The sequence below is a fragment of the Rossellomorea oryzaecorticis genome (assembly GCF_045897515.1).
Classification (GTDB): Bacteria; Bacillota; Bacilli; order Bacillales; family Bacillaceae_B; genus Rossellomorea; species Rossellomorea enclensis.
This window is the reverse complement of record NZ_JBJOSA010000024.1, coordinates 24027-48552: the sequence shown is the minus strand read 5'-3', so window position 1 is coordinate 48552 and position 24526 is coordinate 24027. Positions and strand designations below refer to the sequence as shown.

Annotated in this window: 24 protein-coding genes; 16 read left to right on the top strand and 8 right to left on the bottom strand. The window is 44.5% G+C overall.

Annotation, left to right across the window (positions count from 1 at the left end; translation table 11 throughout):
* Positions 1 to 267: 267 nt before the first annotated feature.
* On the bottom strand, positions 268 to 627 hold the full coding sequence (locus ACKA06_RS19115; protein WP_032086381.1) for a helix-turn-helix domain-containing protein: 360 nt from the start codon (positions 625 to 627) through the stop codon (positions 268 to 270).
* Positions 628 to 770: 143 nt separating this feature from the next.
* On the bottom strand, positions 771 to 2099 hold the full coding sequence (locus tag ACKA06_RS19110) for a sodium-dependent transporter (protein WP_064567309.1): 1329 nt from the start codon (positions 2097 to 2099) through the stop codon (positions 771 to 773).
* Between the two features lie 357 nt (positions 2100 to 2456).
* On the opposite strand from ACKA06_RS19110, the gene ACKA06_RS19105 reads away from it, so the two are divergent.
* The 8 genes from ACKA06_RS19105 (at position 2457) to ACKA06_RS19070 (ending at position 9708) form a co-directional block, all read left to right on the top strand.
* Positions 2457 to 2753: a spore morphogenesis/germination protein YwcE gene (locus ACKA06_RS19105; RefSeq protein ID WP_197669314.1), complete on the top strand. Its 297-nt coding sequence runs from the start codon at positions 2457 to 2459 to the stop codon at positions 2751 to 2753.
* 160 nt (positions 2754 to 2913) lie between these two features.
* Entirely contained in the window at positions 2914 to 3471 is a 558-nt protein-coding gene (locus ACKA06_RS19100; protein ID WP_197671500.1) for an RNA polymerase sigma factor, read from the top strand.
* The gene (locus tag ACKA06_RS19095; protein ID WP_411160396.1) at positions 3464 to 4729 is read left to right on the top strand and encodes a hypothetical protein; all 1266 of its coding nucleotides are present in this window, start codon (positions 3464 to 3466) and stop codon (positions 4727 to 4729) included. The genes ACKA06_RS19100 and ACKA06_RS19095 overlap by 8 nt, the downstream gene beginning before the upstream one ends.
* A 195-nt stretch (positions 4730 to 4924) precedes the next feature.
* Positions 4925 to 5332 carry a S1 domain-containing post-transcriptional regulator GSP13 gene (gene yugI / locus ACKA06_RS19090; RefSeq protein ID WP_411160395.1) on the top strand — a complete coding sequence of 136 codons (408 nt, stop codon included), beginning with the start codon at positions 4925 to 4927 and terminating at the stop codon, positions 5330 to 5332.
* Positions 5333 to 5453: 121 nt separating this feature from the next.
* A complete protein-coding gene (locus ACKA06_RS19085; RefSeq protein WP_032086376.1) occupies positions 5454 to 6023 on the top strand; it encodes an MEDS domain-containing protein in 570 nt (189 codons plus the stop codon).
* A 180-nt stretch (positions 6024 to 6203) separates the two neighbouring features.
* Positions 6204 to 7724 carry an aldehyde dehydrogenase gene (adh, locus tag ACKA06_RS19080; protein ID WP_058299719.1) on the top strand — a complete coding sequence of 507 codons (1521 nt, stop codon included), beginning with the start codon at positions 6204 to 6206 and terminating at the stop codon, positions 7722 to 7724.
* Between the two features lies 1 nt (position 7725).
* A complete protein-coding gene (locus ACKA06_RS19075; protein WP_032086374.1) occupies positions 7726 to 8058 on the top strand; it encodes a DUF779 domain-containing protein in 333 nt (110 codons plus the stop codon).
* A gap of 189 nt (positions 8059 to 8247) precedes the next feature.
* Positions 8248 to 9708 (top strand): catalase, encoded by a 1461-nt coding sequence (locus ACKA06_RS19070; RefSeq protein WP_411160394.1) that lies wholly within the window; start codon positions 8248 to 8250, stop codon positions 9706 to 9708.
* Between the two features lie 707 nt (positions 9709 to 10415).
* On the opposite strand, the gene ACKA06_RS19065 is transcribed toward ACKA06_RS19070, so the two are convergent.
* The gene (locus ACKA06_RS19065) at positions 10416 to 11807 is read right to left on the bottom strand and encodes a sigma-54 interaction domain-containing protein (RefSeq protein WP_411160393.1); all 1392 of its coding nucleotides are present in this window, start codon (positions 11805 to 11807) and stop codon (positions 10416 to 10418) included.
* A 283-nt stretch (positions 11808 to 12090) separates the two neighbouring features.
* Between ACKA06_RS19065 and ACKA06_RS19060 the strand changes: the two genes are divergently transcribed.
* From ACKA06_RS19060 to ACKA06_RS19050, 3 genes are all read left to right on the top strand, one after another.
* Positions 12091 to 13287, top strand: a complete 1197-nt coding sequence (locus ACKA06_RS19060; RefSeq protein WP_058299722.1) for an ornithine--oxo-acid transaminase — start codon at positions 12091 to 12093, stop codon at positions 13285 to 13287.
* Between the two features lie 185 nt (positions 13288 to 13472).
* Complete coding sequence (locus tag ACKA06_RS19055; RefSeq protein ID WP_032086368.1) at positions 13473 to 14717, top strand: Glu/Leu/Phe/Val family dehydrogenase; 1245 nt, start codon at positions 13473 to 13475, stop codon at positions 14715 to 14717.
* A gap of 142 nt (positions 14718 to 14859) precedes the next feature.
* Positions 14860 to 16257 (top strand): aldehyde dehydrogenase, encoded by a 1398-nt coding sequence (locus ACKA06_RS19050; RefSeq protein ID WP_411160392.1) that lies wholly within the window; start codon positions 14860 to 14862, stop codon positions 16255 to 16257.
* Positions 16258 to 16360: 103 nt separating this feature from the next.
* Here ACKA06_RS19050 and ACKA06_RS19045 read toward each other — a convergent pair whose 3' ends face one another.
* Entirely contained in the window at positions 16361 to 16594 is a 234-nt protein-coding gene (locus tag ACKA06_RS19045) for a DUF378 domain-containing protein (RefSeq protein ID WP_032086367.1), read from the bottom strand.
* A gap of 184 nt (positions 16595 to 16778) precedes the next feature.
* On the opposite strand from ACKA06_RS19045, the gene ACKA06_RS19040 reads away from it, so the two are divergent.
* From ACKA06_RS19040 to ACKA06_RS19030, 3 genes are all read left to right on the top strand, one after another.
* Entirely contained in the window at positions 16779 to 17942 is a 1164-nt protein-coding gene (locus ACKA06_RS19040; RefSeq protein ID WP_411160391.1) for an iron-containing alcohol dehydrogenase, read from the top strand.
* Positions 17943 to 18657: 715 nt separating this feature from the next.
* Positions 18658 to 20007: a glucose-6-phosphate isomerase gene (locus ACKA06_RS19035; protein WP_214871979.1), complete on the top strand. Its 1350-nt coding sequence runs from the start codon at positions 18658 to 18660 to the stop codon at positions 20005 to 20007.
* Positions 20008 to 20114: 107 nt separating this feature from the next.
* A complete protein-coding gene (locus tag ACKA06_RS19030; protein WP_197669307.1) occupies positions 20115 to 20522 on the top strand; it encodes a YugN-like family protein in 408 nt (135 codons plus the stop codon).
* A gap of 57 nt (positions 20523 to 20579) precedes the next feature.
* On the opposite strand, the gene ACKA06_RS19025 is transcribed toward ACKA06_RS19030, so the two are convergent.
* A complete protein-coding gene (locus ACKA06_RS19025; protein WP_058299726.1) occupies positions 20580 to 21572 on the bottom strand; it encodes a potassium channel family protein in 993 nt (330 codons plus the stop codon).
* Positions 21573 to 21634: 62 nt separating this feature from the next.
* A complete protein-coding gene (locus ACKA06_RS19020; protein WP_052011376.1) occupies positions 21635 to 22186 on the bottom strand; it encodes a GNAT family N-acetyltransferase in 552 nt (183 codons plus the stop codon).
* 208 nt (positions 22187 to 22394) lie between these two features.
* Between ACKA06_RS19020 and ACKA06_RS19015 the strand changes: the two genes are divergently transcribed.
* Positions 22395 to 22682 carry a hypothetical protein gene (locus ACKA06_RS19015; protein WP_064567287.1) on the top strand — a complete coding sequence of 96 codons (288 nt, stop codon included), beginning with the start codon at positions 22395 to 22397 and terminating at the stop codon, positions 22680 to 22682.
* 42 nt (positions 22683 to 22724) lie between these two features.
* Here ACKA06_RS19015 and ACKA06_RS19010 read toward each other — a convergent pair whose 3' ends face one another.
* Together ACKA06_RS19010 and ACKA06_RS19005 are read right to left on the bottom strand one after the other, a co-directional pair.
* A complete protein-coding gene (locus ACKA06_RS19010; RefSeq protein WP_032086360.1) occupies positions 22725 to 23372 on the bottom strand; it encodes a hypothetical protein in 648 nt (215 codons plus the stop codon).
* The gene (locus tag ACKA06_RS19005) at positions 23365 to 23919 is read right to left on the bottom strand and encodes a sigma-70 family RNA polymerase sigma factor (protein WP_074440084.1); all 555 of its coding nucleotides are present in this window, start codon (positions 23917 to 23919) and stop codon (positions 23365 to 23367) included. Before ACKA06_RS19005 ends, ACKA06_RS19010 begins: the two co-directional genes overlap by 8 nt.
* A 157-nt stretch (positions 23920 to 24076) precedes the next feature.
* Between ACKA06_RS19005 and ACKA06_RS19000 the strand changes: the two genes are divergently transcribed.
* Positions 24077 to 24511 carry a hypothetical protein gene (locus tag ACKA06_RS19000; RefSeq protein ID WP_411160390.1) on the top strand — a complete coding sequence of 145 codons (435 nt, stop codon included), beginning with the start codon at positions 24077 to 24079 and terminating at the stop codon, positions 24509 to 24511.
* Positions 24512 to 24526: the final 15 nt, after the last annotated feature.

The window sequence follows — 24526 nt, the reverse complement described above, 5'->3', positions numbered from 1 at the left end:
ATGAAACCGCCGTATACGGAACCGTACGTACGGTGGTGTGAGAGGTCGGGGGTTAGTCACCCCCTCCTACTCGATTTATGGAAGATTCCGGGCAAAAAAAATAGGACGATTCAATAATCGTCCAACAAATGAAAACAAAAGGGGGAATACTTAGAAAGCTTAGTTTCAGTATGAACCGTTTTGAAGACTTATATACTTAAAGTTTGAAATTAATTTTGAATTTGTCCAGCCCCGGCGGATGTGGACAATAAGCCGCTTCCGCTTCTCTTATTCATATTTCACTTCGTACAGCATTTGCATGACGCGGAGAAAATCTTCTTCTGAGAATTCCTTCGCTTTTCTTAGGATGAGCTTGGTCCGTTTTGGACCGATTTCTTTGATCAGCTGCTCGATTTCAGAATCGATTCCTGAAGGATGATGATTGACTTCTTCGCGCTCCAGAAGTTCAGAAGCTGGAATGTCAAGAACCGTCGACAGCTTCAGGATGGTCTGTGTATCGGGAATCTGTTCATTGTTCTCATACTTCTCGATAGTACTTGCGCCCAAACGCGCCTTAAAGGCTAACTCGCGCTGAGAGATATTGCGATCTTCCCTGACTCTCTTTAAATTCTCACCAAAGTGTGACATCCTGGATCCCTCCCAATGATCATAGTTTCTTCTTACTTCTATTTTATCACCGGCTGGAAATAATTAGACGTTGGATCCTTGAACATTGTGTTAAAAAAATCCCGTCCTGCACACCTTACAGTGCAGGACGGGATTTCATTGGTTCAGGATAAGAATACCAATACAATCGCCACTGGAACGATGTAGCGAAGCAGGATGATCCAGGCGTTGAACATTCCACTTGATATGGAGGAACCCTGCTGAATTTCGTGCCGGACGTCCTCCCTTTTCAAGCGGTAAGAGACAAAAATGCTGATGAGGAGTGCGCCGATCGGAAGGCCGAAGCTGCTCGTGATATAGTCTGCGAAATCAAAGAAATTCCGGCCGAACAGGGTGAAGTCACCCAATACCCCGAATGACAGGGCACTTGGAATTCCAGCGATGAATACAAGGAATCCCATCAGCCACGTATATGGCATCCTCTTTTTTTGATTTCCTTTTGTAATGGCTGCGACACCGATTTCAAGTATTGAAAATGCAGATGTCAGCGTTGCAAACAGCAGGAGGATTAAAAATACGGTCAGAAAGATCCCGCCGAAAGCTATTTCATTAAAGACGGCAGGCAGAACGACAAAGGCGATCCCGGGCCCTTCGTCAGGCTGGAATCCCAGTGCATAGACAGACGGGAAGATCACCAGTCCTGCCAGCAGGGAAATGAAAATATTCAATCCAGTTACGGAAATCGCCGAACGCGGCATACTGTCCTCCTTTGAAAGGTAGGACGCATAGGTCACCATGACGGACAATCCCACCGTCAAGGAGAAGAAGGCCTGTCCAAGCGCAAGCAGGGCTGTTTCACCCGTCAGGTAGCTCCAGTCGGGGACCAGCAGGAACCTGACCCCTTCCATTGCACCTTCAAGGGTGAGCGAGCGAGCCATAAGAATAAGAAATAAAATGAATAAAGACGGCATCATATAGCGGCTGGCACGTTCTATCCCTTTTTGGATCCCGCCCTGCACGACCATGACTGTCAGGACGATGAATATTGCTTGTGTGATCAAGATTTCCCACGGGTTTGCAATAATGTTTTCAAATAAGGCTCCGTATTGTTCCTGGGTTTTACCGGAAAGTGCCCCTGTAAAGCTTCTAACAAGGTAAGAAAGGATCCATCCACCCACGACACTATAAAAAGAAAGGATGATAAAGGAAACAATCGTACCGAGATAGCCGATCAAATGCCAGGCTGATCCGGGTGCCAGCTTCTTATAAGAAGTAATGGCATCGGACCCTGTCCGTCTGCCGATCACAAACTCAGCAAGCAAAATCGGTGTGCCGATCAAAATGGTGAAAATGATGAAAAGGAGAAAGAAGACCCCTCCGCCGTTTGCCCCGGCCATATATGGGAATTTCCAAATGGCCCCGAGGCCGATCGCAGACCCCGCAGCAGCCAAAATAAATCCAATTTTCGAAGACCATTGTTGTTTCTTTGACATGTCGATGCTCCTTTCAGAAAACTATTTTTTAAGGATTAAAAACAAAACGATTTTTCCATACTACTATGTTTTACAAGGAGTGTACACAGGAGTTTTAAATGTTCAATATATTTTAAAAATGGTTGTAAATGTAATGATTTCATGGATTTTTCAAAAAGATCGGGATCCCTTCAGAAATAGTATGGTTGAAAGCACTTTAAATCATGAAAAAACTCCTATTTTATTGAAAATTTAAAAACGGGCTGGAAAAGTTAGAAAAGTATAGTATACTAATGGTAACAACACGTTCACAAATTGGACAAAAATTCGACATTAATTAGTCAAAATTGTAAGCGCTTAAATCAGGAGGGATCAATTATGGATATGTTTATGGTGTATTTATTCGTTGCCACGGCCACTCCTTTATTTTTATGGATCGAGCACCGGAAGTGGGCATTGATCCACATTCCATTTTTACTCGCATTATGGGCGATCTTCATTTATTACGTAGCTGTTCCTGAAATGGGAGGGTGGGGCCACGTTACATTCTGGAGCCTGTTTGTCTTTAACTTTGCTTTCGCTCATTTCGCAGCGTTCTGGTTATATGCTGCTCCGTACATGAGAAAGCACAGGAAGAAAATGATAGAAATGCGCAAATTTAACACTGAAAAATAAACCTTCGGCTCATGGGGGTTTATTTTTTTTGCCTCCAATCCCCAATGGTAGAATGGAAAGTGCGTATAAGATTTAAAAAATTTCCTCTTTTATGAAACAATATCCAATCCTGAAGCGTTACATAGTTAAGAAGAGCAGTATGGAAGGAGAGTTTACCGAAGTGGATGATCTAGAGCTCATCAAGAGAGCGAAACAAGGCGATCTGTCCGCCTACAGCAAACTGATCACTATTTATTCCCCCGTGGTGGAACGGTTCGCTTATCAGATGGGAAATCACATTGATGATATACCGGACATCAGCCAGGAGGTTTTCATCAGGGTCTACCGGTTCATCGACGGGTTCACCCATGCGAAGTTCACTACCTGGTTATATAAAATAACACTGAATGTATCGAGGGATTTCAAAAGAAAAGAGAATCAACATGCAAAGCGGCTTCAAAAAGTATTGAACGAACCGGGTGAAGGTGCAGTCCAAGAGAATGTACAATTAATAAGGGAAGAAGAGGATCGTGTTCTCCATGAGTGCATCCAGGAACTCGACGACAAATACAGGGCACCGATCATCCTTTATTATTTCCACGAAAGAAAATATGAAGAGATCGCAGACATTCTCTCTGTCAATCTTTCCACCATAAAAACAAGGATCCTGAGAGGGAAAGGTTTGTTGAAAAAATTGCTTGAAAAAGCGGAAAACGGGGAGGGGACAATCAATGGATGATAAAAGGTTTGATAAAAGGATGGAACTGCTTGACAGGTCATATAAGAAAATGCCAGTTCAGACGGATGCAAGTGACATCATCAAAGCCATCAGGGAGGAACAAAACCAATCTGTCAAAAAGCGCAGACCCCTCATTCACTGGCCTTATGCCGCCAGCTTCTTGGGTGTCCTTCTGATCGGGACCGTTTTGGCGTTTCAATTGACGATGGGCGGCGATAAACCTGGTGATGGAGAAGGACAAAGCCGTCAGGCGGCCGAGCAGCCGCATCAAAACGAAACGCTTCAGGCAGAAATGAAGGATGCAGAAGCTCTCTATGACCTCAGGAAAACACAGGCGATGGAGCGGCTCGGCTTTAATGAGGCAACCTTCAGCACCACACAGCTCGATAAGGATGCAAAAGGCCACTTGGTTTATGTGGAATCGATTCCCAAGCGTGATTATCCGCTTGGAGAGAAACTTGACTGGGTGGATCGGGGGAAGGACTGGATCGAAGAGTCACTGAGGACCCCGGATATGATGATGAGAAGCCTCAAGGACGGGATCCCAATGATGGAAGCTGAAGTGTGGACCAAAGAGTTCATGGAAAAACAGACTGATCTGCTGCCCATCTATGAGGTCAAATTGAATGAATACAAAGAAGCGTGGGAACCGCATATAGAGAATGGGGAAATCAATATGAAGAGCCTGAATGCCCCTCAACCGTATCCAGGTGAATTCAGAAAGATGCTCGACGGAATCACGAACAATGCCGTTCAACTGACTTACAATGAAAAGGAAGACATACTGGAAACATCAATAAACTTTGAGTATTTGGATATGATATCAGGCAGCGCCCTTCCGGATGTGTACGTATCCTATATGAAAACGCGGCAGTCAATCCTGAAAGCCGGGGAGTTTACAACCTCATGGAAGGAAGCGGGGGACCGCCTCATTCTTTTGGAACAATTGTTGAAGGAACTTCCTGAGGATTCCGCATTCAGAAATGAAGTAAGCAGGGATTTTGATCTGCTCTATCATTATTTTGTGAACGGGGGTGTCGATCAGCCGATTTTTTCAGAAAATGGCAGGCTGAAACCCGAAGTGCAGGAAGCGTATGAATATGTGGCAGAAACATATCCTTCATATGAAACCGGAGGCAAAGTGAAAGAAGTGCTTGAGGAACTGAGGGAATCAGATTATATGGAACCTGAGCGCTGGGTCCAGAATCCGCCGGTCATTATATCCTCCGAAACGGAAGATATATACGAAAGTCAGTAAAAAGCAAATATAGCCAATTGTTTTAATAATGAGGAAAATAGGGAAACATAACTAGTGAGATACGCATTTTTTAGATGAATGAAAGGAATAATCGATGCTCCTGTATAATTCCTTTTTGCCGAAAACCATAATCTATGGTATAATCTAAAATTGCGTGTAAAAGAGAAAAATAATATATATACTAGGAGTGTTACCATGACTACAAAATTCGAAACAGGATCTTTTGTAACAGGTAAAGTTACAGGCATCCAGCCATACGGAGCATTTGTTGCACTAGACGAAGAAACACAAGGACTTGTTCATATCTCTGAAATCACACACGGTTTCGTAAAGGATGTAAATGAACACCTTTCAGTAGGAGACGAAGTAAAGGTTAAAGTATTATCAGTGGACGAAGCAGCTGGTAAAATCAGCCTTTCAATCCGTGCTACAGAAGAAGCTCCTGCACCACAAGCAAAGCCTGCGGCAGCGAAAAAAGCACGCCGTCAAGGAAGTGTGAAACCGGCAGCTGAAGAAACAACTCCAGCTGGCTTCAACACACTTAAAGACAAGCTTGAAGAGTGGATCGAGCAATCTGAACGTGAAGATCTAATCAAGAAGTAATAGATTGAAGACCGCCCGGCTGTCCAAGCCGAGGCGGTCTTTTTTTACAATATAAAGGAAATAAAAGATTTGTATCGAATAGGTGTATTAAGGGGAAACGAAAGGAGAGTGTCAAGTACTGATGATGGAAGAAGAATTAAATGGTTTTGTAAAAACAAAACCTTGTACACACATCCTTTACTGTTACCACAACATAGATATGTATATAAAAAAGGTGACTGCCTATCTTGTGGATGGGGTGAAGTCAGGGGAGACGGTCATCCTGATCGAGAGTGAAAAAAACCTGATTGCTATGAACGAGCGTTTAAAAGCTGATTTGACGGATGATCAAATGAAACGGGTACATATAATCAGTAATTTCGATTTTTACCTGTCAAGCGGAAGTTATCATCCGCCTGCCATCTATGAGCAATTAATGAAGATCTACACACCATATTTCAACGGTGATACCCCGTTCAGAACCTGGACAAATGTAGAGTGGGGAGCGCTTGAGGACCCCGCACACATCGTGGATTGGTTTGAAAAAGAAACGGATAAATTGGTTAATGAACAGCAGCTTACTCTTGTGTGTGCATATGAAGCAGAAAAAATGCCGGCAGATATGCAGGCGATATTAGAACAAAGTCATCCTCATATCATGACTGACGAAGACCTTATCGAATCAACTTTACACAATAAAATCAAGCTGTAAACAGGAAAAGCGGCGAATTCCAAAAGAGGAATCCGCCGCTTGTTTTAGGTGCAGCAAATAATTTGGCGAAAAATAAATAATTTTCAAACAATATACTTGTCCGTACAACTCTTATCTACTATAATGATAAATGAAAGCGCTTTAATAGATAGGGGTACATAACAATCGGGAGGGAATACAATGCTTTATAACAATCCGAATACAGAAGGTTCACTGGTTCAATTCAAAGACACATATGATAACTTCATCGGCGGTGAATTTGTTCCGCCGGCAAGTGGAGAGTACTTCGAGAATGTTTCACCTGTAACCGGAAAAGTATTTACGAAAATCGCACGCTCAAACGAAGCGGATGTGGAAAAGGCCCTGGATGCAGCCCATGCTGCCAAGGATGCCTGGGGGAAAACGTCCGTAGCTGAAAGATCGTCCATTTTAAATAAAATCGCCGATCGTATTGAAGAAAACCTGGAAATGCTTGCAGTGGCCGAAACATGGGATAACGGAAAACCCGTCCGTGAGACATTAGCTGCAGATTTGCCGTTAGCGGTCGATCACTTCCGTTATTTTGCAGGCTGCATTAGAGCGCAGGAGGGGTCCGTCGGCGAGCTTGATCAAGACACGGTATCTTACCATTTCCATGAACCGATCGGGGTAGTGGGACAAATCATCCCTTGGAACTTCCCGATTCTGATGGCTACTTGGAAGCTTGCCCCTGCCCTGGCTGCCGGAAACTGTGTTATCCTGAAGCCGGCAGAACAAACACCTGCTTCTATCATGGTTCTTGTGGAATTAATCCAGGATCTGCTTCCGAAAGGGGTATTAAACGTCGTACAAGGGTTTGGTGTTGAAGCAGGTAAGCCGCTTGCACAAAGTAAGCGCATCGGCAAGGTTGCCTTCACAGGGGAAACAACGACCGGACGCCTGATCATGCAATATGCGTCTCAAAACATCATTCCTGTGACGCTTGAGCTCGGCGGTAAATCACCGAACATCTTCTTTGAAGATATCATGAATGAAGATGATGATTTCCTTGATAAAGCGGTAGAAGGCTTCGTTATGTTCGCGCTGAACCAAGGGGAAGTATGTACATGTCCTTCAAGGGCGCTTATCCAGGAATCAATCTATGACAAGTTCATGGAAAGAGCGATTGAGCGTGTGAAGCAAATCAAGCAGGGCAACCCGCTGGATACAGACACTATGCTTGGCGCACAAGCTTCTCAGGAACAATTGGATAAAATCCTTTCTTACATCGAAATCGGCAAACAAGAAGGGGCAGAATGTCTGATCGGCGGAGAGCAAAACAAATTAGACGGCGATCATGAAACTGGTTTCTACGTGAAGCCGACTGTATTTAAAGGCGACAACAGCATGCGTATCTTCCAGGAAGAAATATTTGGCCCGGTTGTCTCAGTTACAACCTTCAAAACAAAGGAAGAAGCGCTTGAAATTGCTAATGACACACTTTACGGCTTGGGAGCGGGAGTCTGGACCCGTGATATGAATACTGCTTACCGTTTCGGCAGGGAAATCCAGGCGGGACGCGTATGGACAAACTGTTACCACCAATACCCTGCACACGCAGCATTCGGCGGATACAAAATGTCCGGTATCGGCCGTGAAAATCATAAGATGATGCTGTCACACTATCAACAAACGAAGAATCTATTGGTCAGCTACAGCCCTAAGAAGTTAGGATTCTTCTAAAATGGAAAATAGACTGAAGGCGACAGAGCAGGCCGTCCAATTGATTGAAAAGGTTAAGAGCAAGCACGGACCTCTCCTTTTCCATCAATCAGGAGGCTGCTGTGACGGTAGTTCCCCGATGTGTTTGAGCCAGGATGATTTGATCATTGGTGACAGCGATGTATTGGTGGGTACTGTGGCTGATTGTCCTTTCTATATGAACTCACAGCAATATGAATACTGGAAGCATTTTAAGATCATATTGGATGTGAAGCCAGGGAGGGGAGGCGTGTTCTCTTTGGAATCCACCGAAGGCATGAGATTCATCACGGATTCCGAATTGATCAAGTCTTAGTCTTCTGGGGAAGTTCTATTCTTATTAACAGAATAATAGTGTAAAAAGACAACTTATTTCATTAAGTTGTCTTTTTTTAATAGTTATTAATTTATAATTATTATAATTTATTATTGACTTTCATTCTCAATTGATTAAAATAAAAATATACTTACTTAATAATGATTCTAATTTAAAGGAGTGTTCAATATGGATAGAAATAAATTAACGACAAATCAAGGTGCGCCAATCGGTGATAATCAAAACTCGATGACAGCGGGACGCAGGGGCCCGTCTTTATTGGAGGATTATCAATTGATTGAAAAACTGGCACATTTCGACAGGGAGCGAGTACCTGAACGAGTCGTTCATGCAAGGGGAGCGGGTGCTCACGGTGTCTTCATCACAAAAAAAAGCATGAAGAAATATACGAAAGCACAATTTCTGCAAAACCCCGGGACAGAAACGCTGGTATTTGCACGTTTTTCCACAGTCATCCACGGGCAGCATTCTCCTGAAACATTAAGGGATCCACGCGGGTTTGCCGTGAAATTTTACACGGAAGAAGGAAACTGGGACTTCGTAGGGAATAACCTCCCTGTCTTCTTCATCCGCGATGCCATGAAGTTCCCGGACATGGTACATTCCTTAAAGCCGGATCCGCGGACAAATATCCAGGACGGGGAGCGCTATTGGGATTTCATGTCCTTGTCTCCGGAATCGACCAATATGCTCGTCCATCTTTTCACCGATGAAGGGATTCCAGCCGGCTACCGCCAGATGAGGGGTTCAAGTGTTCATTCTTTCAAATGGGTGAATGAAGCAGGAAACACGGTTTATATCAAATTGAATTGGAAGCCGAAAGAGGGAATCGTGAATCTCTCGGCTGAAGAAGCGGCTGAAATCCAGGCTCATGACTTCAACCATTCAAGCCGCGACTTATACGAATCAATTGAAAAAGGAAATTACCCTGAGTGGGATCTATATGTACAGATCCTCGATCCGATGGATATGGATTCATTCGATTTCGACCCGCTCGACGCAACGAAGGACTGGCCGGAAGAAGAAATCCCGTCCCATTTCGTTGGCACGATGATTTTAAATCGGAATCCTGAGAACGTGTTTGCGGAGACGGAATCTGTCGGCTTCAATCCGGGAGTGCTCGTAAACGGCATGCTTCCTTCAGAAGACAAACTGCTGCAGGGACGGCTATTCTCCTATTCCGATACGCAGCGCTACCGTATCGGGGCGAACTATCAGCAGCTGCCGATCAACTGCCCGTTTGCAAAAGTCAATAATTATCAAAGAGACGGTGCAATGCCATTCAAACAGCAAACGAGCCCGATTAATTATGAACCAAACAGCTTCTCCGGCGAGCCAAAGGAAGTGGAAGGCTACACAGAAGTGAATCAGCCTGTCAATGGCGAAAGGGGTCGGCAGAAAATCGAGAAGACTGATGACTTCGGCCAGGCAGGACGTGTGTACAGAAGCTATTCACCTGACGTGAAGGCTCAGCTGGTAAAAAACCTTACTGCAGAGTTGAGTGCTGTCAGCGAACGCATCGCTCTCCGTTCAATCTGTAATTTCTACCGCGCTGATGAGGAACTTGGGAAGAGGATTGCAGAAGGTGTGGGAGTGGATCTGACTCCGTATTTGGAATATGTGAAATAGAGGTTTGTTGTGGAGTCGACTCCATTATTGGGAGTTTTGGAATCGTTGCTAAGGATAGCTATTATTGTTGGAGTGCCAGTCACTTTTCGGTGTTTTCCGGGAGTGGCTGGTGCTTTTTTGTTGGGTGCTGGTTTAGGGCGGGGGGTGTGTGGGGGTTTTGGGCTGATATTCGGGTGGTGTCTGATGCTTATTGGGATTTGCCGACAAAAAATAGGGGCTTGCCAACAATTATTGGGATTTGCCGACAAAAATTTAGAATTACCAACAATTTTTCCGATTTACCAACAAAAATCAATCACTTACCGACAATTCTTCAAAAATCGACAAATTTCACCCGCTCTCTATTGCATGGAAATGCTGCCTGCCAGATGACAAATTGCAGGAGAGATGGGCAAACTTTTTTCATCCGTTTTAACGACCGGAATTTAAATATATCGCCCATTTACTCAAGTTTTCGCCCGATTTTTAAATATATCGTCCAAATTAATCTCATATCGACCAAATCAACAAGATATCGACGATTCTTTAAAAATCGACAAATTTCGCCTCCCCCCCTCGCTGTGCAACTCACCAATCCCATATCGGAGCTGGAGGGTGGTGTTTTGCGCCCCCAATCTCCAACCTCAAATTCCATCCCCATCCCAATACAAAAAAGCCACACCCCAACCCCGGGGCATGGCCACTCCACCACAATACCAAACCTCACTTCAATACCCTGCCCCGCGCTCAATCCCATACTTTCTGATCCGGTACTGCAGATTCTGACGGCTCATGCCAAGTGATTTTGCAGTCTGGGTAATATTGTAATCATGGTGTTTTAAAGCTTTTTGAATATAATAAGTTTCGGCTTCCTCCACAAACTTTTCCAGTGGTTTTATATCGCTCCCCGTCTGGTAGAGAAAGTCAGATTGTTCTTTGACTCCCTGGCTGTAAAAACCGTGGTGCAGACGCTGTCTGAAACCGATGGGCAGATGATAGAAATCGATCATTTCTTCGAGGCCGGCCAGGTTGAAAGCACCTTCGATCACATGCTCCATCTCGCGAACATTCCCGGGCCAGTCGTATTCCAGGAAAGTATCTTCGACTTTCCTCGTCAGCCCCTTGATGTTCAAGGAGAAATGATGATTGAACTGCTTGATGAAAAATGACAGCAGTTCTTTCAAATCTTCTTTCCGCTCGCGTAGGGAAGGGATGAAGATGGAAATAACACTTAATCGATAATACAGTTCTTTCAACAGGCGTCCTTCTGCAATCGCATCGATCGGGTCTTCATTTACGGTGGCGATCACCCGCACATCATAAGGGAGATTCGATTCCCCTTCCAGGATGTTTAACAGCTTTTTCTGAAGGGAAGGGGTTAATAGGTTGATTTCATCGAGAAGCAGCGTACCGCCATGCGCCTGCTGAAAAAGGTTTTGGTGATTTACCGTTTCACTTAGGCCGGATGCTGCGGTGTGTCCATCGACCAGCATACTTTCAAGCATATCTTCCGGCAGGGAGGCGCAATTCTGTGCGATGAATGGATGGTCAGAGCGGGCGCTTCCGTTATGGATGCTCTGGGCGAACAGCTCTTTACCGGTCCCTGCTTCTCCGCAGATCAAGACCGGGGAAGAGGTCATTGCCGCTTTTTTGCCGGTTTCGACGGCTTCCTTCAGCCGGATGTTCTTTCCGACGATACTGTCGAATGTATAGAGGGTATTCATGCGTTTGTGCGGATTATCCCGCATCATCTTTTCCAGCATGGTGATATCCCGTGCGATTTCAATTGCGCCGATCAATACACTGTCATGGAAGATCGGAAACGTATCATTGATGGTCGTGATTTCGATTCCATTTATATTAAAGTAGGTTTGTTTGACATTGAGCGCCGGCTCCCTGGTTTTCAGGACTTTAAGAAGGGTGCTTTCCTCTTCGCCGCGGAATTGGAATACATCAAGCAGATTCTTGTCCAATACGTCTTCTATTTCCATTCCTTCTATTTCCCGCATTTTGCGGTTGTAGATGATCGTCCTGGCCCGTGAGTCGATGACATGGACACCCGTTTCGAGATGTTCAGCTACTTTTTCATACATATACAAGCGTTTTTCGGATTCCTGCATGATGTCCCTCTCCTCAATATTGATGTTCCGGATTCTTTTTATGGCGGTGTAAATCCAATAAAATAATTATTCCAGTAGAACAAATTTATTTGTAAGCGCTTAATGATAAAATTTTAAAAAAACTCTTGAAAAATGCAACCATCTTTTGCATTATTATAAATGTAAGGGTTTTCTAAATGCAAATTTTTTTTGCATGTCTGTTATTTAACCTTAAAAAAAGATTCCGCAAAGCAGTAATTTTTATAAAAGGCATCCGTCATTTCAAGTAAGGAGGAATTTTGTTATGTCAGTAAGTACTCATTCAATTATCGAACAAACAGAAAAGTATGGTGCGAAAAACTATCATCCGCTTCCAATTGTCATCTCACATGCAGAAGGTGTCTGGGTGAAGGATCCGGAAGGCAATAAGTACATGGATATGCTGAGTGCCTATTCAGCGGTCAATCAGGGGCACCGTCACCCGAAGGTCATTCAGGCGCTTAAGGATCAGGCAGACCGCGTGACTTTGACATCACGTGCATTCCATAACGATCAGCTGGCTCCATGGTATGAAAAGATCTGTAAACTGACTGGTAAGGATATGGCCCTTCCGATGAATACAGGTGCAGAAGCGGTAGAAACGGCCATCAAGACGGCTCGCCGCTGGGCTTATGATGTGAAAGGCGTGGAAGAAGACAGAGCGGAAATCATCGCTTGTAACGGAAACTTCCATGGAAGGACGATGACGGCAGTTTCCCTTTCTTCAGAAGAAGAATACAAGCGCGGATTCGGTCCGATGCTCCCGGGCATCAACCTCATCAATTATGGTGACCTTGATGCATTGAAAGAAGCGATTACGCCGAACACTGCTGCATTCCTGATCGAACCGATCCAGGGCGAAGCGGGAATCGTCATCCCTCCTGAAGGGTTCCTGAAAGCAGCTTACGAGCTTTGTAAAGAAAACAATGTGTTGTTTATCGCTGATGAAATCCAGGCCGGCCTTGCACGTTCAGGTAAAATGTTCGCATGTGAGTGGGAAGATGTGGATCCGGATATGTACATCCTTGGAAAAGCACTCGGCGGCGGAGTATTCCCGATCTCCTGCGTTGTTGCAAGCAAAGAAGTGCTTGGTGTATTCAATCCAGGTTCACATGGCTCGACTTTCGGCGGAAATCCGATGGCTTGCGCAGTATCGGTCGCATCCCTTGATGTCCTCCTTGATGAAAAGCTTGCAGACCGTTCACTTGAACTCGGTGAATACTTTATGAGTAAACTCCGTGAGATAGACAATCCTATGATTAAGGAAGTCCGAGGAAGAGGATTGTTCATAGGGGTTGAACTGCATGAACCTGCACGTAAATATTGTGAACAATTGAAAGAGGAAGGGCTGCTTTGTAAAGAAACGCATGACACTGTGATCCGTTTCGCTCCTCCGCTTGTGATTTCACAGGAAGAGCTCGACTGGGCAATCGAACGCATCAAGAAAGTCCTTTCCAAATAAGATAAAGCGGATTGGATAGAGCCCGAGCTTTCACGTTTTTCTTACGCCTTGAATAGATAAGTAGTGTCCCTTTAAAGCGCGTACGAAAGATTGTATTTATTTTTGAAAAGCCAATGGTTTAGTACAAGGTAATATGTTACAATATCTACGTTTCAGATCACATAATAAAGAGGCGAATGTTTAAAATGGGAGAAAACCTTAATCTGTTTACTTCTACACAGCATGTCATTAATGATGCTTTATCAAAATTAGGTTACTCAGAGGAAATGTATGAACTCCTGAAAGAACCGATCCGTATGCTGACTGTCCGTATCCCTGTGCGCATGGATGACGGCAGCATCAAGGTATTCACGGGTTACCGTGCACAGCATAATGATGCTGTCGGACCTACCAAGGGGGGCGTTCGTTTTCACCCTGAAGTGGATGAAGAAGAAGTGAAAGCTTTGTCCATGTGGATGAGTCTGAAGTGCGGAATCGTCGATCTGCCGTATGGCGGAGGAAAAGGCGGTATAGTATGTGATCCGCGTACAATGTCTTTCACAGAACTTGAAAAGTTAAGCCGCGGATATGTGAGGGCGATCAGTCAGATTGTAGGACCGACTAAAGATATTCCTGCCCCTGATGTGTACACAAACTCGCAGATCATGGCTTGGATGATGGATGAGTATAGCCGTCTCCGGGAAAATGATTCACCCGGCTTCATCACGGGTAAACCGATCGTTCTCGGCGGTTCGCAGGGCCGTGAAAAAGCAACTGCTCAAGGGGTCACAATCTGTATCGATCAGGCAGCGAAGAAACGGGGCATCGATATTAAAGGTGCAAAGGTTGTCATCCAGGGGTTTGGTAATGCAGGAAGTTTCCTTGCCAAGTTCATGCATGACGCCGGAGCGAAAGTGATCGCCATTTCCGATGCACATGGGGCACTTCATGATCCTGCTGGTCTGGATATTGATTACCTGCTGGACCGTCGCGACAGTTTCGGTACGGTGACGACATTATTCGAGAATACAATCTCGAATAAAGAACTGCTGGAACTTGAATGTGATATCCTCGTCCCGGCAGCGATCTCCAACCAGATCACGGAAAAGAATGCTCATGATATCAAGGCATCCATTGTGGTAGAAGCTGCAAATGGACCGACTACTCTTGAAGCGACACGTATCCTTTCAGAAAGAGGGATCCTGCTCGTGCCCGATGTACTGGCAAGTGCCGGCGGTGTGACGGTATCCTACTTCGAATGGGTTCAGAACAATCAGGGGTACTACTGGTCCGAAGATGAAGTAAACGAGAAGCTTGAAGCTAAACTTGTCGATGCATTTAACAATGTATATGAAACATCCCAGAACCGCCGGGTCAATATGCGCCTGGCTGCATACATGGTCGGCGCTCGCAAGATGGCAGAAGCCTCAAGATTCAGAGGTTGGGTGTAACCCATCAAATAAGAAGAACCTGTTCCCGATTCGTTCGGAACAGGTTCTTTTTGTTTTTTCAGCATATTACATAAGAATTATAATGGTGATTCATGCTATATTAACTTATATATGAATTTATGCAGAACGAGGAGGGATCTCATTGACGACAGCAATTGAAGAAACATCCCGTGAAATCATACATGACACAATTATAAAGCAGAAGCAGTTTTTTAAAGAAGGCAGTACGAAGTCTCTGGATATGAGGAAACAAACGCTGCAGAAACTGGCAGATATTATCTCAAAGCACGAAAAAGAAATTATTGTTGCGCTGAAACAGGATTTGAATAAATCCGAAATGGAGAGCTATACAACAGAGATAGGTTTTCTCCTTGAAGAGATCAGGTTCACCCTGAAGCACATCGATGATTGGGCGGCTCCTGTCAAGGTGAAGACGGCAAAGACGCATGTTGGATCGAAAGCATATAAAATACCGGAGCCATACGGAAGCGCCCTTATCATTGCACCGTGGAATTATCCTTTTCAGCTGGCACTTGCCCCTGTCATCGGAGCGATTGCTGCTGGAAATACAGTTGTCATAAAACCGTCCGAGCTCACACCGCACACATCGAACCTGATTTCGCGTATCTTCCATTCCCATTTCGATCCGGAATATTTAGCGGTCATCGAAGGAGGGGTGGAAACGACACAGCATCTCTTGGAGCAGCCCTTTGACTATATTTTCTTTACAGGAAGTGTGCCGGTCGGGAAAGTTATCATGGAAGCAGCAGCGAAACAGCTGATACCCGTCACTTTAGAGCTCGGAGGGAAAAGCCCGTGTATTGTAGACGATACGGCCAATATCCCCCTTGCAGCCAAACGAATCGCTTTCGGCAAGGTGACGAATGCAGGCCAGACTTGTGTGGCCCCTGATTATCTTTTCGTTCATGAAAATGTAAAAGAACGGTTCATCACTGAATTCCAAAAAGCGGTCCGGGATTTTTATGGGAAAAATCCGCTTACCAATGACTCTTACGGCAAAATCGTGAATGAACGGCATTTCAACAGGCTGACCGATTATTTGCAGGACGGAGAAATCCTGACCGGCGGACGGGTGGACCATGCCTCACTGAAGATAGAGCCAACTCTCATGGTTCCGAAAGACCAGACTGTACCTGTCATGCAGGATGAAATTTTCGGACCGATATTTCCTGTATTGGGCTACGAAGATTTGAATGAAGTGATTGATTTTATCAACGACCGCCCCAAACCGCTTGCTCTTTATCTGTTCACGAGTGACGACCATGTTGCGGATAAGGTAAATGAAGCTGTATCTTACGGCGGGGGCTGCGTGAACGACACGCTCATGCATCTGGCTACTCCCTACCTTCCATTCGGGGGAGTTGGGGAAAGCGGGATCGGCAGTTACCACGGGGAATCGAGTTTTTCAGCATTTTCGCATTACAAAAGCATTTTGAAGCAAACAACAAAATTTGACGCCAGTTTTAAGTATCCCAATTCGAAATGGGGATTGAAAATAATAAAAAAACTGATGAAATGATACGGAAGGGACTCATCGCAGAGGCTGATGAGTCCCTTTTTTTAAAAAACGAAAAACCCGCCCCCATGTGTTAAAAGAGAGGGACGGGTATAATCTGTAAATGTTAGCGCGTAGGTTCTGTGTGTGGTTCTCTTTCGATCTCTTCTGTTGGCTTGAATAATAATCCGAGATTTATGAGACCTGCGATTCCCACTAATCCGTAAATGATACGGGATAGGGCAGAATCTTGTCCACCGAAGATTGCCGCTACCAGGTCAAATTGGAAGAATCCGATCAAACCCCAGTTGATGGCACCGATGATCGTCAGAACCAAAGCAATACGTTGAATTGCACTCATGTTATTTTCCTCCTTAAACAATGGCTCATTTATAAGATGTCCACCCGCAGCATTCTTATTCCTGAAAAGAAAGTTTTTCTGTGTGCAGTTTCTTTGCATTTTGGGAAAGATATATTCGATAATAGAAAGGTGGATGAACGAGGCTGTAATGAAAGCCCGTCATGAATAAAGGAGGTAACGCAATATGAATACTTTTACTTTTTATAACCCGACCAAGTTGATTTTCGGTAAGGGGCAAGTGGAGCAATTGAAAGAACTGGTACCTCAATATGGAAAGAAAGTACTTGTCGTGTATGGCGGCGGAAGCATTAAACGAAATGGACTTTATGATCAGGTGATCTCCATTTTAAATAGCATTGATGCAGAAGTACATGAGCTTTCGGGTGTAGATCCGAACCCGCGTCTGTCCTCTGTAAGGGAAGGCGTTAAGATTTGTAAGGAAAACAATATCGATTTCCTTCTTGCGGTAGGCGGAGGCAGTGTCATCGACTGTACAAAAGCAATCGCAGCGGGAGCGAAATATGACGGCGACGCCTGGGATCTTGTGACGAAGAAGGCTATCGCACATGAAGCCCTTCCATTTGGAACAGTGTTGACGCTTGCGGCGACTGGTTCTGAAATGAATGCAGGATCCGTCATCACGAATTGGGAAACTCAAGAGAAATATGGCTGGGGCAGCCCTGTTACATTCCCTCAGTTCTCCATCCTTGATCCGGTAAACACATTCACTGTACCGAAGAATCATACGATCTATGGAATCGTGGATATGATGTCTCACGTGTTCGAGCAGTATTTCAATGACGCAACAAACACTCCTTTACAGGATCGTATGTGTGAGAGCACATTGAGAACAGTCATTGAAACGGCTCCGAAGCTGATCAATGACCTTGAAAATTATGAACTGCGTGAAACGATCCTTTATTCAGGAACAATCGCGCTGAACGGAATGCTTCAAATGGGCTATCGCGGCGACTGGGCAAGCCATAACATCGAGCATGCGGTTTCTGCGGTATATGACATTCCACATGCCGGAGGACTTGCGATTCTATTCCCGAACTGGATGAAGCACAACCTGAAGGTCAATCCTTCACGTTTCGCACAAATGGCTGAGCGCGTATTCGATGTGGATCCAACAGGAAAAACAGAAGAAGAAACGGCGCTTGAAGGAATCTCTAAGCTTCGTGAATTCTGGAGTTCAATCGGAGCACCATCCAGCCTGGCCGACTATGATATCGATGACAGCAAACTCGACCTCATGGCCGACAAAGCAATGGCAAACGGAGAATTCGGCAACTTCAACAAACTAAACAAAGAAGACGTCCTTGCAATCCTGAGAGCTTCTTTATAATACCCATCAAAAAGAGCAGCTTCTATGGCTGCTCTTTTTTTAGGCTGATAATATAATAACTAATCGGATATGAACGAAAGTTGCTTCATGAGAAAATTCCAGCATATTTGTTTTTTTAAGTATCCGCCATTATAAATGTTAGGGTGATTGGAGAGGAAGAAGACTACGGCGAAAATAACAGCCAATCAGAGTATCTTCTGTTCCAGCAAGGAAACTCAGGATCTCGATCGATCTAATGAAAGCTAACATCACATTTTTGTGTGTTTTTGGGGAGTATTATCCAAGTTAAAAACGGTTCCAGAGTTTGATTGGAGTGCAAAACGTAGACTCCTGCGGGAAAAGCGTGTTAGGTGAGACCCCGGAGGCGAAGCCGAGGAGGCTCACCAACCGCCCGCGGAAAGCGAAGTTTTGCACGGAAATCAAAAGCGGTGATGAATGGAATCAAATAAGTTGGGAAGTTAAGATTGCTTCTCTAATTAGGGCACTGGTTTCGTCAATAACATGAAGCTCACAAGCTACCCGCGGAAAGCGAAGCCTTGCACGGAAATCAAAAGCGGCGATTAAAATCCGTTTTAAATCACCAAAAACAGGGGAAAATCAACAAGATAAGAAAAATTTCATCATGACTGCGCTTTCATAAATGGCGCGTTCTTGATTATCGTCTCAGCATTCGATAAAGTGAGATAGAATAAAATAATTTAATCGGAGGATGGTTATGACACACATTCGTTTTGATTATTCAAAAGCGCTATCGTTTTTTGGAGAACATGAACTTACATATTTAAGTGATGCAGTGAAAGTTGCGCATCATTCTTTACACGAACAAACAGGGGCAGGCAGCGATTTTCTTGGATGGGTCGATCTTCCTGTCGATTATGATAAAGAAGAATTCTCCCGCATCCAGAAGTCTGCAGAAAAAATCAAAAATGATTCCGATATCCTTCTTGTGATTGGAATCGGGGGTTCTTATCTTGGAGCACGTGCAGCCATCGAAATGCTGAACCACAGCTTCTATAATGCCCTTCCAAAAGAAAAGCGTTCAACGCCGCAGGTCCTTTTCCTCGGACAGAACATCAGCTCCACTTATATGAAGGACCTTATGGATCTTTTAGAAGGAAAAGACTTCTCGATCAATGTGATCTCAAAATCAGGTACTACGACCGAGCCGGCGATTGCATTCCGTATTTTCCGCAAGATGCTGGAAGAGAAGTATGGTGTTGAAGAAGCACAGAAGCGTATCTATGCAACAACGGATAAGGCGAAAGGTGCATTAAAAACACTTGCGAACGATGAAGGTTATGAAACGTTTGTCGTACCAGATGACGTCGGCGGACGCTACTCTGTTCTTACAGCTGTAGGGCTGCTTCCGATTGCGGTGAGCGGTGTTGAAATCGAGCAGATGATGAAGGGTGCTGCAGAAGCACGTGAAGACTTCAGCAAGTCTGAATTAACTGAGAACCCGGCGTATCAATACGCAGCAGTGAGGAATGTTCTTTACAACAAAGGCAAGACAATTGAAATGCTGATCAACTATGAGCCTGGCCTTCAATATTTTTCTGAATGGTGGAAGCAGCTGTTCGGCGAAAGTGAAGGGAAAGACCAGAAAGGAATCTTCCCTTCATCTGCGAACTTCTCAACCGATCTTCATTCTCTTGGACAATATGTTCAGGAAGGGCGCCGCGACTTGTTTGAAACAGTTATCAAAGTACAGGAGCCGCGTCATGAGCTGAAAATTGAAAAGGCTGACAGTGACCTTGACGGTTTGAACTATCTTGCAGGAGAAACAGTCGACTTTGTGAATAACAAAGCATTCGAAGGGACCCTTCTTGCTCATACGGACGGAGGAGTACCTAACCTGATCGTTGAGATTCCGGCGATGGATGCTTATACATTCGGCTATCTCGTCTATTTCTTCGAGAAAGCATGTGCCATGAGCGGATACCTTCTCGGCGTCAATCCATTTGACCAGCCTGGTGTGGAAGCATACAAAGTCAACATGTTCGCCCTTCTCGGAAAGCCTGGATTCGAAGAGAAAAAAGCTGAACTGGAAAAGCGTTTGAAATAAAACTGCATCGTAAGGAGCACGTGGAAATCTATTTCACGTGCTTCTTTTTTATACATCTTTCCCCCTCTTTAGGAAAAACTACTCCTAAAGAAAGGGGATTGATTTGAGTGATTGAGCTTTCATCCAGTATTGAAGGTAAACATTATCAATTATACAAACTTGAACAGCTTCTGAAGCCTCTCGGTTATACGATCGGCGGAAATTGGGATTACGACCACGGATATTTTGATTATAAGATAGACGATGAGGTCGGCTATCAATTTTTAAGGGTACCGTTCAAAGCGGTTGACGGCCAGCTTGATTCGAGGGGTGCGACGGTTGAATTCGGCAAACCATTCCTGCTTGGGCACAAATATCAAAGGGGACTGGATGACTACGCCGCTGCAGGTGATTTTTCGGGGACGGTCAATCAATTCTCAGAGCCTCAGGATCCGGATGCGAGTATACCTGACAAGTACGTCGATATCGGCCGGGAGCTGGTAAAGGAACTTGAAGATATTATGATGACCAATTAAATTATACGATGAATAAAAAGAAGCTGGCTCCATTACGTGGGGACAGCTTCTTGTTTGTTAATTTGTGATGACGAGCAGTTCGTCTGAAGAATCTGCAGTTGTCGTCAACGGAGGGTTCACTAATGTTTCTTCGCCCTTTTTAATCCCGAGCAGGATGATGTTATGCTCCAGCAGCCTCTCGCTTAAAGATTGGAAGGTTTGGTTGAGGCAGTCCTCTGTAACGGGAACGAGCTGCAGATGATTCCCTTTAAGATGGTTCAACAGTTTCAGGATCGCCTTTGACATTCCTTTTGATATGATGCTGTTGATCATCACATAGCTTGACTGCAAATTAGTCTGGATTACTTCATCGGCGCCCGCCCGTTCAGCATTTAAGACCTGATCCTTCTGGAGGATTTCAACCACGGTATACACATTGGGGTGATTTCCTTTCACTGCGAGGAGTGTGAGGATGGAATGCATATCAGCTTCGATTTCATTTCGGTTCTGATCGGCTGTGATGAGGGCAATCGATGCTTCGTGCATGCTTGCCTTTTCCAGTACTTTATCTTTAAAAGGTTCTCCCTTGATAAAATGGATATGATGGTTGCGATAGGGGTTTTGCTGCAATGTTTCATCTATCAGGATGATATCCCCGCGGAAGTGGAGGGAATTTAACTGGTTGATGATTTCCCTGGCACGTTCATTCCAGCCGATGATCACGACATGATCCTTTCCTTTGAATGTCGCTTTCCCTTCGATATATGCATTTTGGGACATGACCGTATTTGTAGCAAGCGTGATGAAATAGGTGGATAGGAAACCCGCACCTACAAGGATGAGCAAGACGCCGAACAGCCTTCCTTCGGTAGTGGCCGGGACAAAGTCTCCGTAACCGACTGTCGACATCGTGATGACCGCCCACCATATCCCATCAAAATAGGAAGGGAACGTATCGGGTTCGACATAGTGGATAAGGATCCCAAAAACGGTCATTAGGCTTATCGCGATTAAAAAAATCCGCACTAATAAAGGCCAGCGCAGGAATTGATGAAACACTTGCTGAACCATTTCATCCAGCCTCCTTTTTCTTCTGCACTGACCATTATTGCCTATTAAGCCTTATTTCATAACTAATCCAGCCATTCTTTCTTTAACAGGCTGTACATATATGCATCATACATGGTGTCTTCCTGCAGGATATAATCACGCAGCAGTCCCTCACGACGGAATCCGAGTTTCTCGACAACCCTTGAGGAGGCCATATTATTAGGCACGATCACCGCTCCGATGCGGTTCATCTCCCTTTCTATGAACAGGTACGTGATAAGCGGTTTCAATGCTTCACCCATTATGCCGTTTCCCCAGTAATCAGGATGAAGGTCATATCCGATTTCACAGCGTTTATAAGACTTTGCAATCCCATGAAATCCGCATGTTCCCATCATCTGATCTGTGCTTTTATCCACGATCGCCCAGCGCATCGGGCCCCCTGCTTCGAACTGTTTTTCGAAATTATCGACCATGTTTTCAGCCACTTCTTTAGAAGAGATGGGGCTCATGCCGAAGTATTGCAGGACCTCCCTCGAAGTATAATGTTCAAATAAAAAATTGACATCCTCTTTTGTGATCTGCCTTAAAATAAGGCGCTCTGTTTCAAATATTGGATACGTTGTCGTCGTCATCTTCATCTCTCCTTCAGGCTCTCTATTTATATAAAACAGCTCTCTTTTAAAAGAGTATATCATGAGTGAATTAGAAAATAAGGAAAATTTCGAAAAAGTGAAGCGTTTGGAAGATGCATCTTAGCTTTCTGTTGAAAAATACAATAAATGGAATTAAACTAGTAGAGTATAACTATATGATATATTTTGGAAGTGAGGGGACAGTGCTATGAAGAAAGCGGTAAGGACAGGTTTGAAATGTTTACTCGCACTGGGTATGATTGCACCGGGTGCAGCGGCAATCAGCGTGACTTCTGCTTCGGCAGCAGGGGACTTTAACCGGGCGATAGAAGGGCCGCCGGGGGGATACGGCAGTCTATCATGGGTGTATCATGGGCAAAGCAGCACGACCTATTACACCATCAAAGAATACCTCGATACGACCCAGCAATACTGGAAAAAAGTATATTATGATAAAAACAATCAATATGTAAAATCAACGTTTGGCATAAATTAGCAAAAAAAGATTATGTCCGATGACATAATCTTTTTTCACTCATTATTTGAAAGATTCGGCGATCATCTTCAGGTCTCGCTTCCCCAATAAGATGTTTGAAGAACGGCGTTTATAGCCGACGTAGTACAAGGTACCATCTTTATACCAAGTCACGTGGCTCACTCCAAACTCCCGGTTTTCCCTGTAGCTGCCTTTCACACCCCAGATTTCCACCGGATCATTCATGGCCGGTGTTGCGGATTCAAGGCCGATATCCATATTGATCGTCAGTTTTTGTTTCTCAGGTCCCGTCAGTTTGATTGAAACCGAATCAATTCCATCTTCCCGGGTCTTTTTGTAGGTTCGGTCAACTACTTCAAAGGGGACCACGGTCGGCAGCTTGATATTATCCAGGTTTATATCATCTTCAACCACTTGAAGGTCGAGCTGCTGAAATTCAGCCTGACTCGCATTCTGTCCATCTTCGAAAATCCCAAGCTGGCTTCCGCCAAAATATACAAATAGTGACAGGCAGGCCAGCATAAATACGGCCGACAACATTGGTGCAAGTACCGGTCTCCTTTTATAGGAGGATTTGCTTTTACCGGAATGGATTTCGTTTAATATGTTTCTTCTCATTTTGTCAGTGAAGCCGTGATGCTTAAACGTTTCTTCTCTCATCAGTCCACGAAGGCGGCTCAATTCATCCATTGTCATACACCTCACTGTTTTGATATGCGGCACCAAGAAGCTTACGCCCTTTTGCCAGACGCGTCTTGACAGTATTCAGGTTCAGATCCATACACTCTGCAATCTCTGCCAGCTTCATTTCTTCAAAATAAAACAAAAATATGATTTCCCGGTATTTTACCGGGAGGGATAATAGATTTTTTACCAGCTCGCTTTTGGTTTCTTCCTGGATGAGGCTTTGTTCGGGTGTTCCGAATTTACCCTTCACCATTTCATTGATGGAGTTGGTGAACGAAATCATCCTCGTATCCCACCGCCTGAGGTAGTCCTTGCAGTGGTTGATTGCCATCCGGACAATCCATGTCTTTAAGGATGACTCTTCCCGAAAGGAATCGAGTTTCTTATAGACCTTCACGAAAACTTCCTGGGTCAGGTCTTCAGCCAGGCTGTGGTCTTTCACATACGAATACACTATGTAATAAATATCGTTGCCATACTCACTCATCGCTCTTTCCAGAATGAGGTCCCTTGATGAATCAGGAAAGGCTTCTTCTTGATTTTTCAGCAAAAAATCACCTGCTTTCGTCCTCTCCATTCTAACAATTTGACGTACGCGGTTGGAAAAAAGTTGTGGAATTTGTGAAAAATGTGAAGGATTATGAAACTTTTTCCAGTTGAAATCGTAGAAATAGATGAACGCTGAAAAGAGGGAGGGGGAGGGAAGCATGAATTATTATGTGAATGCCGGGTTTACAATCGTTCTTTTGATTGTCTTGACGATGGGGGCCTTTGCAATTGACTACATAGGCAAAGTACTGCAAAAGTCGATCAAACCTAAATATCTTAAAAGTACAATCATTTTTATGCTTCTTTTATTAATGGCAGGCGCTTCTTTTGCGTTGAGCACGCTCGGAGACTGGAGATTCATCGATACGATCTTTGTAACGAGCCTCTGTTTCTTCGGACTGGGCTGGATCACCAATATCACGAATCGGGCAAGCAGGAATGCGGCTGGGACGACGGCAAAATTCATCACGAACAATGCCTATAAACATCAATATGAAGCAGCCGGTACATACGGGATGAGTCTCTATTTCCTAGCCAGCCTGATTTTTCTTGCCGGGAGCTGGACAGTGGCATTTGCTGAGGCATTCTTATGAATATTCGGGCTGAAG

Coding starts and splice junctions, on each gene's coding strand:
- ACKA06_RS19115 (WP_032086381.1), bottom strand. CDS start 627: ATGTCACACTTTGGTGAGAATTTAAAGAGAGTCAGGGAAGATCGCAAT.
- ACKA06_RS19110 (WP_064567309.1), bottom strand. CDS start 2,099: ATGTCAAAGAAACAACAATGGTCTTCGAAAATTGGATTTATTTTGGCT.
- ACKA06_RS19105 (WP_197669314.1), top strand. CDS start 2,457: ATGGATATGTTTATGGTGTATTTATTCGTTGCCACGGCCACTCCTTTA.
- ACKA06_RS19095 (WP_411160396.1), top strand. CDS start 3,464: ATGGATGATAAAAGGTTTGATAAAAGGATGGAACTGCTTGACAGGTCA.
- yugI (WP_411160395.1), top strand. CDS start 4,925: ATGACTACAAAATTCGAAACAGGATCTTTTGTAACAGGTAAAGTTACA.
- ACKA06_RS19085 (WP_032086376.1), top strand. CDS start 5,454: ATGATGGAAGAAGAATTAAATGGTTTTGTAAAAACAAAACCTTGTACA.
- adh (WP_058299719.1), top strand. CDS start 6,204: ATGCTTTATAACAATCCGAATACAGAAGGTTCACTGGTTCAATTCAAA.
- ACKA06_RS19075 (WP_032086374.1), top strand. CDS start 7,726: ATGGAAAATAGACTGAAGGCGACAGAGCAGGCCGTCCAATTGATTGAA.
- ACKA06_RS19070 (WP_411160394.1), top strand. CDS start 8,248: ATGGATAGAAATAAATTAACGACAAATCAAGGTGCGCCAATCGGTGAT.
- ACKA06_RS19065 (WP_411160393.1), bottom strand. CDS start 11,807: ATGCAGGAATCCGAAAAACGCTTGTATATGTATGAAAAAGTAGCTGAA.
- ACKA06_RS19060 (WP_058299722.1), top strand. CDS start 12,091: ATGTCAGTAAGTACTCATTCAATTATCGAACAAACAGAAAAGTATGGT.
- ACKA06_RS19055 (WP_032086368.1), top strand. CDS start 13,473: ATGGGAGAAAACCTTAATCTGTTTACTTCTACACAGCATGTCATTAAT.
- ACKA06_RS19045 (WP_032086367.1), bottom strand. CDS start 16,594: ATGAGTGCAATTCAACGTATTGCTTTGGTTCTGACGATCATCGGTGCC.
- ACKA06_RS19040 (WP_411160391.1), top strand. CDS start 16,779: ATGAATACTTTTACTTTTTATAACCCGACCAAGTTGATTTTCGGTAAG.
- ACKA06_RS19035 (WP_214871979.1), top strand. CDS start 18,658: ATGACACACATTCGTTTTGATTATTCAAAAGCGCTATCGTTTTTTGGA.
- ACKA06_RS19025 (WP_058299726.1), bottom strand. CDS start 21,572: ATGGTTCAGCAAGTGTTTCATCAATTCCTGCGCTGGCCTTTATTAGTG.
- ACKA06_RS19020 (WP_052011376.1), bottom strand. CDS start 22,186: ATGACGACGACAACGTATCCAATATTTGAAACAGAGCGCCTTATTTTA.
- ACKA06_RS19015 (WP_064567287.1), top strand. CDS start 22,395: ATGAAGAAAGCGGTAAGGACAGGTTTGAAATGTTTACTCGCACTGGGT.
- ACKA06_RS19010 (WP_032086360.1), bottom strand. CDS start 23,372: ATGGATGAATTGAGCCGCCTTCGTGGACTGATGAGAGAAGAAACGTTT.
- ACKA06_RS19000 (WP_411160390.1), top strand. CDS start 24,077: ATGAATTATTATGTGAATGCCGGGTTTACAATCGTTCTTTTGATTGTC.